Here is a 12,757-nt window from a genome sequence, read left to right on the forward strand (position 1 = left end):
CTAATGGTCCAGAATGTAAAAAAAGTCGGCGAAAACCGTTATCGCGAAACCTTCGGCAGATGTTTTGAAGAGTTTACGGTGGGTGACACCTATGAGCACCGTCCCGGACGCACAATCACTAAAACGGACAATACCTGGTTCACTTTGTTAACCATGAATACTCATCCTATGCATTTTGATGACGAGTACGCTAAAGCCAGTGAATTTGGTAAATGTATTGTATGTTCGCCCTTCACCGTTGCCTTAATGGTGGGCATGAGTGTGACCGACGTCAGCCAAAAAGCCATTGCTAATTTGGGCTGGGAAGACATCAAAATGACGTATCCCGTTTTTGAAGATGACACTTTATACGCTGAGTCAAAAGTACTGGATAAGCGCGAGTCTAAGTCTCGCCCAGGCGCCGGCATTGTTACCGTTGAAACCCTTGGTTTTAATCAAGACGGTAAGCAAGTAGGCAGCTTTGTGCGCAAGATGTTGATTGCCAAACAAGGTTACTCAGTAGAAGAGAAAGTTAACTATTAATCAGTAGAGGTGCGCTATGTCTGAAGCATGGTCAAAAGAAGATGAGTTAGGGATCATAGACATGATCGACAAATGGGTTGAGAACGACGTGCGACCCATTGCCAAAGAATATGATCAAGAAGACAAATACCCACATGCACTAGCTGAGCAAATGAAAGAGCTAGGTTTATTCGGCGCTACTATCGGCCAAGAATTTGGTGGGTTGGGATTGCCAGCATCGATTTATGCAAAAATCGTGATGAAAGTGGCGTCAGCGTGGATGGCACCAAGCGGCATCTTTAATTCTCATTTGATTCAAGCTTCAGCCATCGAACGCTGCGGTACTCAGGCGCAAAAAGAACGCTTTTTGCCGCGAATGGCCACCGGTGAATTACGTGGCGGCGTAGCCCTGACGGAGCCAAACGCAGGCACCGATTTACAAGCGATTCGCAGCACCGCTGTAAGAGACGGCGATGATTACATCATCAATGGTGCAAAAACGTGGATAACCAATTCACTTAACGGTAATTCATTAGCTGTACTGGTGAAAACAGATCTAAACGCTTTGCCAGCCCATACAGGCACCAGTATGTTTATCGTTGAAACCAAAGACGAAAACGGCGAATTCAAAGCAGGCATAACCGTATCGAAAATGAAAAAAATGGGTTATCGCTCCATCGATACCTGTGAAGTCGTATTTGAAAACGTACGTGTGCCCGCTGCAAATTTGGTGGGTGAAAAAGAAGGTTCAGGCTTTAAGCATGCTATCGGAGGCCTGGAACTCGGGCGCATAAACGTAGCTGCTCGAGGAGCAGGTATTGCTAGAGGCGCCACTGAACTGGCGGTGCGTTATGCACAAGAGCGTGAAACCTTTGGCAAACCTATTTGCCAACATCAGGCTATTCAGCTCAAATTAGGCGAAATGGCCACGCAGGTTGAAGCTGCAAGATTGTTGATTGAGCAGGCCGCCGCTAAATACGATGCTAATGAGCGCTGTGATATGGAAGCGGGTATGGCCAAATACTTTGGCTCAGAAGCAGGGGTATTTTGTGCCAATGAAGCCATGCGTATTTTTGGCGGATATAGTTACTCAGTTGAATACGATATTGAGCGTTACTACCGAGATGCCATGTTGATGTGTATTGGCGAGGGTACCAATGAAATGCAACGCATTATCATTGCTAAACAAATTATAGATAAGAATAAAATTTAATTTAATTTAATGCTTGTTAGCAGCGCTTAGTAAATGAATTTTCCAAGCGCTGCTCCCTATCGAAATACAGTCAAAAAACAGCTAGAGCAAAGGACACAGCCATGACACAACTTCCCCTTGATGGTGTACGAATTATCGCAGTTGAACAATATGGCGCAGGCCCCTATGGCTCCATGTATTTAGCAGATTTGGGTGCAGAGGTGATCAAAATTGAAAACCCTGCCATTGGAGGGGATGTGTCTCGTCAAACGGGACCGTTTTTTCTAGGTGAAAACGACAGTTATTTTTATCAAACCTTTAACGTGAACAAGAAAAGCCTAACGCTGAATTTAAAATCAGAAGAAGGGCGCAAAGTGTTTGAAAAACTGGTGAAAACTGCCGATGCGGTAACCAATAATTTACGTGGCGATCAGCCGCAAAAGCTAGGTATTACCTACGAGCAGTTGAAACACATTAATCCGAAAATTGTCTGCGGGCATTTATCAGCCTATGGCCGAGATAACGATCGTGCTAGTTGGCCAGGCTATGACTATTTAATGCAAGCCGAAGCGGGCTTGATGTCACTAACGGGTGAGCCAGACCAAGCACCCACTCGCTTTGGGGTCTCAATGGTGGACTTTATGACAGGTGCTGTAGCGTCATTGGGGTTAACTGCGGCTATGTTAGGTGCTCATCGTACGGGGCAGGGGCGCGATGTCGATGTTTCGCTGTTTGATGTGGCGTTGCATCAGTTATCTTATCCCGCCACTTGGTATTTAAACGAAAGCCACGTGGTAAAGCGCGTAGCGCGTTCAGCACATCCTGCAACCGTGCCATGTCAGCTTTATAAAACCCAAGATAGCTTCGTATTCCTTATGGCCATGACGGATAAATTTTGGGATGTGCTGGTGGATATTTTAGATGATGCGGTGTTGAAAGAGTCACGTTTTTCGGCTGTTGCAGGTCGGCGAGAAAATCGCGATATTTTAACCACTGAGATTGATCGCGTGTTAGCTGCGCACCCAACCGCTTATTGGCTCGAAGTACTCAAAGGACGAATTCCGTGTGCGCCCGTTTATGACGTACCACAAGCGTTAAATAACCAATATATTCGAGATATCGGTATGGTGCAAAGTGTGCCGCATCCTGCCAATCAAGAAATGGAAATACTGGCTAATCCTATCAAACTTGATGGTCAGCGCCTAAGCGGTAAAGCGGCGGTACCTATGGGTACAGATACTGAATCTTTACTGACGGAGCTTGGCTACAGCGCCGCGCAAATTGCTGAGCTTAGCGCAAGTAAAGCGGTGTGATGTGCGCCCACATTTACGTCAATGCAAAGGAGGTTTGTTAAGTGAAATTAAACGGCATTAGAGTACTGGATTTATCTCTGTTCTTACCAGGCCCGCATTTTACCATGATGATGTCTGATCATGGTGCTGAGGTAATTAGTCTTGAGCCTCCAACGGGAGAACCGGTAAGGGAAATTGGCCTACAGCAAAACGGTCAATCGGTGTGGTTTAGAAATGTATTCCGCGGTAAAAAAAGTATTAATCTGAATTTAAAAAGTGAATCGGGAAAACAAGCTTTTTATAAACTATGTGAAACGGTTGATGTGATGGTTGAAGCGTTTCGCCCTGGCGTTGTTGAGCGCCTCGGTATTGATTTTGAAACGATAAAAAAAATTAACCCTAAGATAGTCTATTGCTCAATTTCTGCTTATGGCCAAACGGGTCCCAAACGATTAAACCCTGCGCATGATTTGAGTATTCAGGCTGACTCAGGAGCATTACAGATTAATCAAGGGCAAGACGGCAATCCCGCACAGCCGGCCATGCCAGTAGCAGATATGGCCGGCAGCTTAATGGCCTTTTCAGGGGTACTAATGGCGTTGTTACGCTGCCAGAAAACCGGCCAAGGGGATTACATTGATATCTCCATGCAAGACTCGTTGGTGGCTTGGTACGCAAACGTAATGGGCCCACCGTTTGCCGAAAATCGCTCCCCTGAACCCAAAGAAGAGCGCAGCTGGGGCGGTGCTGCCATGTACAATATTTACCAAACCAGCGATGGCCAACATTTAACCCTCGGTGGCAGTGAAATTAAATTTGCTAAAAATTTACTCACTGCACTGAAAAGAGAAGACTTAATTCCACTTTGCTCTCAACCTCCTGGTGAGGCACAACTGCCGGTAAAAAGCTTTTTTCAAGCTACATTTTCGACTAAAACCCTAAGCCAATGGACGGAGTTTTTGACTGACATCGATGTGTGTTGGTCACCGGTTCGCAGTTTAAATGATGCTGTACGTGATGAGCATCTAGTTCAGCGAGACATGTTGTTAACCGATGAACATGGCAACTTACATCTGGGTGTACCGGTTAAGTTTCAGCAAGAGCCAGCAGACCCTAAATTTACCTTACCTACGTTTAGCCAAGATACCGAATCACTGTTAGGTGAACTAGGCTACAGCCAACAAGATATTGCAACCATGCGCAGTGAAAATGCGTTTATTTAACTCTTTAGGGACAGATATGAAAAAAATTATCGCTGCGTTATGTGTCGCTGCCAGTTTGGCAGGATGTGCTAGCCAAGAAGGTATGTCACAGGTGGCTGCCTCGGCAAAAGAACAAGACATTGACACCATTCAAGAAGCACTCTTTCACCAATGGTTTGCAGCTGAGTTTGATAACCACGAACAACATTGGCAAGACAACATCTCAAAAGAAAATGATGCTGAATTACAGGTACATGAACATATTCATCATGTGTTTGCGCCGCTGGCAACACCGGCCCTTGAAGGCACAACGTATTTTGTAAAACAATATATGGACGGCGATCCAAGCAAGGTATACCGCCAGCGCTTATATCAATTTGTGCAAAACGAAGAGAAAGGGGCATTGCAATTAAATATTTATCGTTTTAAGAATGAAGCGAAGTATGCTGATGCTCACTTACATCCACAGGTTTATCAAACTTTAACGCAAGACGAGATAATAACTTATCCTGGATGCGAAGTGTATTGGCGCTATAACGGCGAATACTTCGACGGCACGATGGGCCACAACAGTTGCAGTATTGTATCAAAACGCAGTGGTAAAAAAATATTCTTCAACGATACACTGCGCTTAACGGATAACGAAATTTGGATAGCGGATAAAGCCGCTGACGAAGACGGTAATTATGTGTTTGGCAATAAAGCGGGTATCCCACATAAAAATCGTAAGGTAGTTTATTTTACTGGTTGGGGCGGCACGCGTATCGGTGGTAAAGATGCTCCAGACGATGCTAAATGGATTTTCAATCGTGATTTGCTTATGCATAACGAAGGGCAAATTGTTGCCTTGCAAGATGCAAAAACCGGGGAAAAGTCAGGCTATTCCATTCAATTGGCCCTACTAACTTATCAAAATACCTCAGACCCCATTTTTAAATTTGGTCTAATTGATGATGCTAGTGGTAAAACGATCACTTATATATGGAGTGATCGAACCAACCCTACCACTGGAATGAATCTGCGCTGGATGCAAGCTGGCTTAAAGATTAAGGCGACGCGTCCGCATTTCGGATTCTAATTTGGTTTGGGGGTAGGGGTTACGCCCTTAGGTTCTTAGAGAAGGCGGGTCAGTTTATGACTCGCCTTTTTTATTCGTGCTAGTCATGAGTTAGATCTTATTCTAGCGGCTATTCTTAATATTTTTTTAACGGGTCTCTCGTCACTCGTTTACATTGACATTTATCAAGCTCATTCCTTTGATAAATGTCAATCGTGGAAATTTTGGACTAATTTGTCCGTGCAAATTTGGCTAAAGTGATAGTCGTCAACTCGTTACCTTCTTGTTATCGGGAATGCACACTAAAACGAACTATTACAATAAAGTCAGAGGGATCACCCATGAACATGCATTACAGTCGCAGCAAATTAGCGCAAATGATTAAGCTAGCCCTAATAGCACCATTTGTCGCCGCACCACTTGGAGCTTTTGCTCAAGAGGCCGCCCCGGATACAGAAACCGAATTTAATAAAGAAGCGATTGAGTTAATTGAGGTTACTTCGCGTTATCGTAATGAAACGTTAAACAAAATTCCTATTTCTGTGACGACTTTCAGTGCAGATGATATTGAAAAAGGTGGTTTACAAAATATTAATGACATCGCGATCAGCGCGGTGGGTATGTCCATGGAGAAAACCTTCGGTCGTCAATCTGACATACCGGTGATACGCGGCGTATCGTGGATCCCTGGCTTTGGTTCACAAAAAGCCTCGTACTTCATCGATGGAGTATTCTTCGGCGGTTCAATTCAGAGCTTACCCCTTGATTTAATTGAGCGAGTTGAAATTGTTAAAGGTCCACAAAGTGCACAGTATGGTCGCCGTACTTTTTCGGGTGCAATCAACTTTATTACCCGTAAACCGGATGACGAATTATCAGGCTACGTTAATCTGACCTTAGGCCAAAACGGCAATCAGAAACTGGCTGCAGGTGTATCGAGCAAACTAAATGATATGTTTGCCTTTAGAGCGTCGCTTTCTGCAGATACTTATGACGGTGATTGGGAAAATACCAAAGAGGGCGGCCCGGACGTAGGCGGCGAGAAAACCAAATCAGGCATGTTGGGACTGTACTTTACACCAAGCAAGAACACCGACATCTCCGTTAACTATATTTACAATGAAAATGACGACGAAACCCAGCCATTTGGTTTTCAAGGCGCTGAGAATAACAACTGCTTCTTAGATACGCGTCCGTATTACTGCGGCGAAGCGCTAACTAATCAGCCTATCAGCTTAGGTGGTGGTGGTTTCTTACCAAACGACGCCTATGGTTTACGCAACACCAGTGAACATATTAGCTTTAAATTAAATCATCATTTTGACTTCGGAACGGTTTCACTGATCAGTGGTTGGAACTCCTATGATGGCGAAACAGGCTTGGATCAGACCTACAACGGCGATGAGCAATCATTCAGTTTCGGCTTTTTCAGTGGTGGACCTTATTTCACATCTGCTGATTCGTGGTATACCCTTGATTCGTCTGGCTCAGATGAATACAGCCATGAAATTCGCTTCAGTTCGAGCGCATTTGATGACAGGTTGTATTGGTCAGTTGGCGCGTATATTTGGCATTCAGAGGCTGATCCTTCAGCGGTAGACAACTTCGCGGAAGAGTTAGATAACACCGCGTTCATGGCCATGGGTACCTATGAGTTTACCGATGACTTCCGTTTATCGGCTGAAATTCGCCGTTCTAGCGACGAAGTGACCACCGAAGCATACGACACTCTAATTCAAAACGAACAATTTGCTCATGTCAGTAATGAGTTCGACAGCACGACCACACGCTTTATCGGCGAGTACGATCTAAATGACGATACCTTGGTGTATTTAACGCGCTCTGAAGGCAACAGCCCTGGCGGGTTCAACACCAGCACTTTGTTACCTGATAACTTAGTGGTTATCGATGAAGAAGACATGGTGATGTACGAATTAGGCGTGAAATCGACAATGTTTGATGGCAGCTTTTACGTTTCGGCCGCAGCGTACACCATGGACTGGACTAAGCAGCAGCTAACCGATAGCTTCGATGATGTAGAAGGACCGCCAGTTTCTTATACTTCGAACGCGGGCTCTACTGAAATCAAAGGGATTGAAATTCAAGGTAAATGGATTATCAACGAGCACTTCAATCTAGACTTTGGTTTGTCACGCACCGACGCCCAGTTTGAGGAGTTGTTTGACTCTAACCAATGCCGCTTCTTCGCCCCTGGTGGTGCTTCAAGCTTCTGTGTGGGTGACAACCTACGTGAATTCGGCAACTTAAAAGGCAATACACCGCCGCAAGTACCGAAAAACGAAGCTACACTTGCCCTTAATTACTCGACCCAAATCAACGACGGCATGGAGCTCTTTAGTCGTTTAGATTTTGCTTATGATTCAACCCGTTATGCTCATGTACACAACTTAATTGAAACTGGCTCGCGTAAGCTATTGCATCTTAAAACCGGAGTTCAACTAGAGAACGTGCGTATCACGGCTTGGGTCAACAACGTGACGGACGACGACACGCCGACATATGTGTTTAGATATGTTGATGTACAAAGCTTTGCCTATGGTTCTCGTGCATTCCCAGTTGCGCCTAGCCGTGGTCGAGAGTTTGGCATCACTGCCTCATACAAATTCTAGTTTGTTACTCAGATAATAATCTGACGTGCTAGAAGCTCAGGTTATTTTCAATTTATAAAAAGCGAGTTTTATCTCGCTTTTTTATTGACTAAAATTCAGTACCACTGCAACAGAGGTTTATTATGCAACGTAGGCAGATCATAAAAGGCTTAGCTGCCAGCTCATTACTGCTAGGGGCTGGTGGCATGTCTGCGCCGCTTTGGGCCAAAGGTGATAACAACGCTGATGTTATAGTTATCGGCGCAGGTTTAGCTGGGTTAACCAGTGCGCGGTATCTGAAACAACAAGGCTATAATGTACTGGTACTAGAAGCCCGTGAGCGAATTGGCGGGCGTATACTCACGCTTAATTCACACGGAGTAAACGCAGAGGCGGGTGGTCTGCAAATTGGTCAAGGTTACGGCCTAATGCGCACTTATGCCGAGCAGTTAGGGTTACCGCTGGTATCCTTGGGCAATTACGCCAAGCAAAACACTTTTGTTATCAATGGCCAGCGCATCAGCGCAGATGATTGGCCGGCCCACGAGCAAAACAAGCTTGAGGACAAGAATATTTTACCCTCAAGCCTATATTACGCTGCCCTAGCGGCAGGCCCCAAATATACATTGCCGTCAGACTGGACGTCAGCAAAATACGCGCCGCTGGATATTTCATTGCAGGCGTATTTTCAAAAGCAAAATATATCACCGGAAGCTCTACGGTTAATGGATGCAAACTTAAACGCGTTGAGTTTGCATGACTTATCCGCCGCAGATGCATTTTACCGCTTGAGCTTGGCGAGAGTTGGCGGGCGTGGGGCGCAGAAAGTAGCAGGCGGCAATAGTCGATTTACCCAAGCTCTTGCTGATGATATTGGCGATGGGATACACAGGCAAAAAGTCGTTAGTCACATCACTGAAGGAGCAAACAATGTTAACGTGCGCTGTGAAGATGGCAGTGAATACAGTGCCAAGCGCATCGTTATAACGACGCCTTTTTCAGCATTGAAAGACGTAATTATTCAAGGGGACATCAGTGCATCAAAGCGACGTGCTATCAATGAAGCTGTGTATACGCCAGTGACGCAGGTGCATTTTGCTGTTAAAAAACAGGCTGATGTTTCCATGCTTGCAGCGACAAATTTATGGACGGATAACTCACTTGGCCGAGTGTTTAGCCAAGTCGATGATGCCGGTAGGTTAACGTATTTAACCAGCTGGATAAACGGCCAACAAGCAAAAGCATTAGATAAGCTGACGGTTAAAGAAGCCGTTAACATTGTTAAGGGCGCATTAAACACCTATTACCCAGGGCTTAAGGGCAAAACTGACGTGGTGCATCATCAGTCTTGGGGCAATGAACGCTTTTCAAAAGGTGCGTACATTCAATTCGCTCCAGGACAAGTACAGGCGTTGGTGCCGCATATGGCGAGTGTCGAAGGTAAGCTGCATTTCGCTGGTGAGCACACAGAGTTTATGCATTCGGGAATGGAGTCTGCGATAGTATCGGGTTTGCGAGCGGCGCAAGAATTAAGCGATCGACTCTAACGTTCTTTATCGTGGGACAGAGCAGATATTCAATTGATTATTTTAGGGATAACCAAGATGAAAGCTAACATCAAAGCGGTGCTACTCATGCCATTATTAATTATTGGTCTACAGGCATGTAGCCCAGAAGCTAACCTAGAAGATAACAAGCGTGCACAGGTAGAAGAGGCAAAGCAGTACACGCAAGTGATATTTGAATGTGAGCGCAATGATCCTGTGATAGTACGTTTTTATAACGACAGCGAACGGGCGGTGATGACCCGTAATAACGAAGATATTGAGCTAAAACAGGAACGCGCAGCATCGGGCTTTTTGTATAGTAATGGGCCCAATAGCATTCGCGGAAAAGGAGATGATTTGGTGGTACACATTGGCCGTATGGCAGCTATAAACTGCCGTGCTATGTGAATAAGCCGGGTGATGCAGCCTGCAAAGGCGTGCTAGGTTTTTTTCAAATAAGTTACCAAACGTGAATACATGAATAAACCACTGGCGCGGTCGCCTGGCTTAATACATAATTGAACAGTTGTTCATGTTGGTGTGTAGGCCGATTTTTTTAGTGTAAGCACCAATGATTAGTATCACCCGAATAGGATAAATTTAATGATTAAAGTCAGCGTATTATACCCAAACAGTGAAACTGCCACCTTCGATATGGATTATTACCTTGCCACACATTTACCCCTTGTTGCTGAATTAGTCGGTAACGCGCTTGTTTCAGCCCATGCTGATTTAGGTTTAGCAGGCGGTGCGCCAGGTGAAGCACCTGCGTATATTGCTATGGGGCATTTGGTCTTTGAATCAGTTGAATCATTCCAGCAATCGTTTGGCCCTCATCAAGGGGCGATTTTGGCGGATTTGGTCAATTTCACTAATACGCATCCTACAGTGCAAATCAGTGACATAACGCAATAAATTAAGCTCTTAAATTAGCGCTTAAGTTAAATGCTCGACTTAAAGCAACGTGACGACTAAGCCAGCGCCCTCGCTGGCTTTTTACTGTCTGAAGGCAAATACTATCCTTTTGGTATCGCGCTAGTGTTTATTAATCAACACTTATTCAGCCCGTATTTCTATAGGGATAGCAGTCTTTTTTTCGCCGCTTCGTACTCAGATGTTAGTCTACTAACAAGATCTTGGGTAGATTGAACTTGCTTGATCGCGTTAATGCCCTGGCCACAGCCCCAAATATCTTTCCACGCTTTCGCTTTTGAACTACTGCCTGAGCCAAAGTCCATCTTCAAAGGATCGCTTTGGGGTAGGTTATCGGGATCCATGCCCGCCGCTACTATTGAAGGCTTTAGGTAATTACCATGAACTCCAGTAAATAAATTGGTATATACGATATCGCTAGCGGCGTAATCCACTAAGGCCTGCTTATATGCTTGATCGGCGTTAGCTTCTTTGGTGGCAATAAAGGCCGACCCGATATAGGCCAAATCAGCGCCCATAGCTTGCGCCGCTAATATGTTTTGGCCTGCAGAAATAGCCCCTGATAACAAAACAGGCCCATCAAACCACTCTCTCACTTCTTGAATAAAAGCCATGGGTGAAAGGGTGCCAGCATGACCGCCTGCACCGGCCGCTACGCAGATAAGACCGTCGGCACCTTTTTCAATCGCTTTTTTGGCAAAGCGATTGTTAATTACGTCGTGTAAACATATTCCGCCATAGGAATGAATCGCGTCAAATACCTCTGATCTTGCCCCTAATGAAGTGATGACTATTGGCACTTTGTGTTTTACGCATATTTCTACATCGTGCATTAGTCGGTCATTTGATTTGTGCACTATTTGATTGACGGCGTATGGGGCAGCTGGAGAGTCTGGGTTAGCTTGATTATAAGCATCTAACTCTTCATTGATTCGGGTCAGCCAGGTGTCTAGCATTGCGGCTGGACGCGCATTCAATGCGGGGAACGAACCAACGACTCCTGCCTTACACTGGCTGATAACTAATTCTGGCCCTGAAATAATAAATAGTGGAGCGCCCACAACGGGGATGGAAAGACGTCCTTGCATGACTTTTGGTATAGACACTTTATTCTCGATATTTAAATTAGGGGGTATTTAGCAATCTAAATAACCATGGTTAAACAGCTTAAAGAAGCGACGAAAATTCGATAGGTTGTAAAATAACGTTCGATTTACAACGCATTCCCACATTGGCATAGATCAGCCTATTAATGGTGAAGCGAAAACGTATACATATCTCAATAGGTCAAACGTCCAACACGGAAAGAGATAAAAAAACAAGCATCACCCTTCAACAACTTCACAGTATATCCGCCTTAAGAACCGTAAACTAACGATTGAAATTTATACTAATCCATAGTTAGTATTTATTACAAAATGTGTTCTCAAAAAAAGGTAACGCAAAAGGAGTTAATTGAGTCCGGCCTCTCTAGCGTGGTTTAATTTGGCTTACTGAAGTGTGACAAAACCACTGCAATGTTAGATGCTTTCAATTATCGCAGGGACGAGTTGCTGGATTTATTCTCTGTTTAAGTTGTGAACGTCTAGGGGCAATACACTGTCCACGGGTATTTATTTATCGGTACTTGCTGGAGGTTTAGTCAAATCTAATCGGTAATGGCCCCTGTAGATATATTCCCCACGTTATAAATACCCATCATCAGATGAAATTATCCATTGTTACTTGTATCGATAATAATTGCATTTGCTCATCACGAGGCACTTTGCCGCATCAGATGAAAACATAGGTAACTATTTTTATGACGAGTAAAGAACAAGCCATTGAAAAGATAAATCATCATGCTCCAATGTTCATAGGTTTACTGGGTGGAAAGCTAGTTGATTTTGATGCTGAAAAAGATGCATGCCGGTTTGAATTCAATATTGGCACGGATTACTGCCATTCTATAGACGTTGTGCAGGGTGGCTTCGTTACCGCCATGCTTGATACTGTGATGAGCCATGCGGTGATGGCCCTAAATAGAGATATAACCAATATTTCCTCGTTGGAAATAAAAACGACGTACCTGGAGCCAACGCGTGCAGGTAAATTACGAGTTGAAGGTTGGGCGGTAAAAAAAGGCTATAAAGTTGCCTTTATGGAAGGGCGAATCTATAACGAAAACAATGTGCTAACCGCCACCGCGAGTTCGGTGGCCAAGCTTTCCAGAGCACCTAAATAACGTAAAAGTCAAAGCGCGACAAAGTGCCGAAACGAGCGAAAAAAGTGCGATAAAACCCTGCGAAATGTAGATAGGCACTTTTTGCTAGTCTTGTTAAGTAACCTGAATACTGGATAAGCCGAGCCTCTCGATAACGCTTTTTTTGTGCCAAGCTGCGTTGGATTGTCTAGCAATAACACGTTATTACGTACGCCAATCCG

At 44.6% G+C, this 12,757-nt stretch carries 11 protein-coding genes; 10 read left to right on the forward strand and 1 reads right to left on the reverse strand.

The window, feature by feature from the left end; all coding sequences use genetic code 11:
* Nucleotides 1-3 precede the first annotated feature (3 nt).
* The 9 genes from GQS54_RS08820 (at nt 4) to GQS54_RS08860 (ending at nt 10,315) form a co-directional block, all read left to right on the forward strand.
* The gene (locus GQS54_RS08820) at nt 4-522 is read left to right on the forward strand and encodes a MaoC family dehydratase (protein WP_166423623.1); all 519 of its coding nucleotides are present in this window, start codon (nt 4-6) and stop codon (nt 520-522) included.
* Nucleotides 523-538: 16 nt separating this feature from the next.
* Complete coding sequence (locus GQS54_RS08825) at nt 539-1,714, forward strand: acyl-CoA dehydrogenase family protein (RefSeq protein ID WP_166423624.1); 1,176 nt, start codon at nt 539-541, stop codon at nt 1,712-1,714.
* A gap of 101 nt (nt 1,715-1,815) precedes the next feature.
* Nucleotides 1,816-3,006: a CoA transferase gene (locus GQS54_RS08830; protein WP_166423625.1), complete on the forward strand. Its 1,191-nt coding sequence runs from the start codon at nt 1,816-1,818 to the stop codon at nt 3,004-3,006.
* 41 nt (nt 3,007-3,047) lie between these two features.
* Nucleotides 3,048-4,208 carry a CoA transferase gene (locus tag GQS54_RS08835; protein WP_166423626.1) on the forward strand — a complete coding sequence of 387 codons (1,161 nt, stop codon included), beginning with the start codon at nt 3,048-3,050 and terminating at the stop codon, nt 4,206-4,208.
* 16 nt (nt 4,209-4,224) lie between these two features.
* Complete coding sequence (locus tag GQS54_RS08840; protein WP_166423627.1) at nt 4,225-5,265, forward strand: chromophore lyase CpcT/CpeT; 1,041 nt, start codon at nt 4,225-4,227, stop codon at nt 5,263-5,265.
* Nucleotides 5,266-5,585: 320 nt separating this feature from the next.
* Nucleotides 5,586-7,874, forward strand: a complete 2,289-nt coding sequence (locus GQS54_RS08845) for a TonB-dependent receptor (RefSeq protein ID WP_166423628.1) — start codon at nt 5,586-5,588, stop codon at nt 7,872-7,874.
* Between the two features lie 122 nt (nt 7,875-7,996).
* Nucleotides 7,997-9,400 (forward strand): NAD(P)/FAD-dependent oxidoreductase, encoded by a 1,404-nt coding sequence (locus GQS54_RS08850; protein WP_166423629.1) that lies wholly within the window; start codon nt 7,997-7,999, stop codon nt 9,398-9,400.
* A 57-nt stretch (nt 9,401-9,457) separates the two neighbouring features.
* Nucleotides 9,458-9,808, forward strand: coding sequence for an MliC family protein (locus GQS54_RS08855; protein WP_166423630.1), 351 nt, complete (start codon nt 9,458-9,460; stop codon nt 9,806-9,808).
* A 195-nt stretch (nt 9,809-10,003) separates the two neighbouring features.
* Nucleotides 10,004-10,315, forward strand: a complete 312-nt coding sequence (locus tag GQS54_RS08860) for an EthD family reductase (RefSeq protein ID WP_166423631.1) — start codon at nt 10,004-10,006, stop codon at nt 10,313-10,315.
* A gap of 158 nt (nt 10,316-10,473) precedes the next feature.
* Here the strand turns inward: GQS54_RS08860 and GQS54_RS08865 are convergent, their stop codons facing one another.
* On the reverse strand, nt 10,474-11,439 hold the full coding sequence (locus tag GQS54_RS08865) for a nitronate monooxygenase family protein (RefSeq protein ID WP_166423632.1): 966 nt from the start codon (nt 11,437-11,439) through the stop codon (nt 10,474-10,476).
* A 695-nt stretch (nt 11,440-12,134) separates the two neighbouring features.
* On the opposite strand from GQS54_RS08865, the gene GQS54_RS08870 reads away from it, so the two are divergent.
* Nucleotides 12,135-12,557 (forward strand): PaaI family thioesterase, encoded by a 423-nt coding sequence (locus GQS54_RS08870; RefSeq protein ID WP_166423633.1) that lies wholly within the window; start codon nt 12,135-12,137, stop codon nt 12,555-12,557.
* The last annotated feature ends 200 nt before the right edge of the window (nt 12,558-12,757 follow it).

The organism is Paraglaciecola sp. 20A4, assembly GCF_011378905.1.
Taxonomy (GTDB): Bacteria; Pseudomonadota; Gammaproteobacteria; order Enterobacterales; family Alteromonadaceae; genus Paraglaciecola.

Coding starts and splice junctions, on each gene's coding strand:
- GQS54_RS08820 (WP_166423623.1), top strand. CDS start 4: ATGGTCCAGAATGTAAAAAAAGTCGGCGAAAACCGTTATCGCGAAACC.
- GQS54_RS08825 (WP_166423624.1), top strand. CDS start 539: ATGTCTGAAGCATGGTCAAAAGAAGATGAGTTAGGGATCATAGACATG.
- GQS54_RS08830 (WP_166423625.1), top strand. CDS start 1,816: ATGACACAACTTCCCCTTGATGGTGTACGAATTATCGCAGTTGAACAA.
- GQS54_RS08840 (WP_166423627.1), top strand. CDS start 4,225: ATGAAAAAAATTATCGCTGCGTTATGTGTCGCTGCCAGTTTGGCAGGA.
- GQS54_RS08845 (WP_166423628.1), top strand. CDS start 5,586: ATGAACATGCATTACAGTCGCAGCAAATTAGCGCAAATGATTAAGCTA.
- GQS54_RS08850 (WP_166423629.1), top strand. CDS start 7,997: ATGCAACGTAGGCAGATCATAAAAGGCTTAGCTGCCAGCTCATTACTG.
- GQS54_RS08855 (WP_166423630.1), top strand. CDS start 9,458: ATGAAAGCTAACATCAAAGCGGTGCTACTCATGCCATTATTAATTATT.
- GQS54_RS08860 (WP_166423631.1), top strand. CDS start 10,004: ATGATTAAAGTCAGCGTATTATACCCAAACAGTGAAACTGCCACCTTC.
- GQS54_RS08870 (WP_166423633.1), top strand. CDS start 12,135: ATGACGAGTAAAGAACAAGCCATTGAAAAGATAAATCATCATGCTCCA.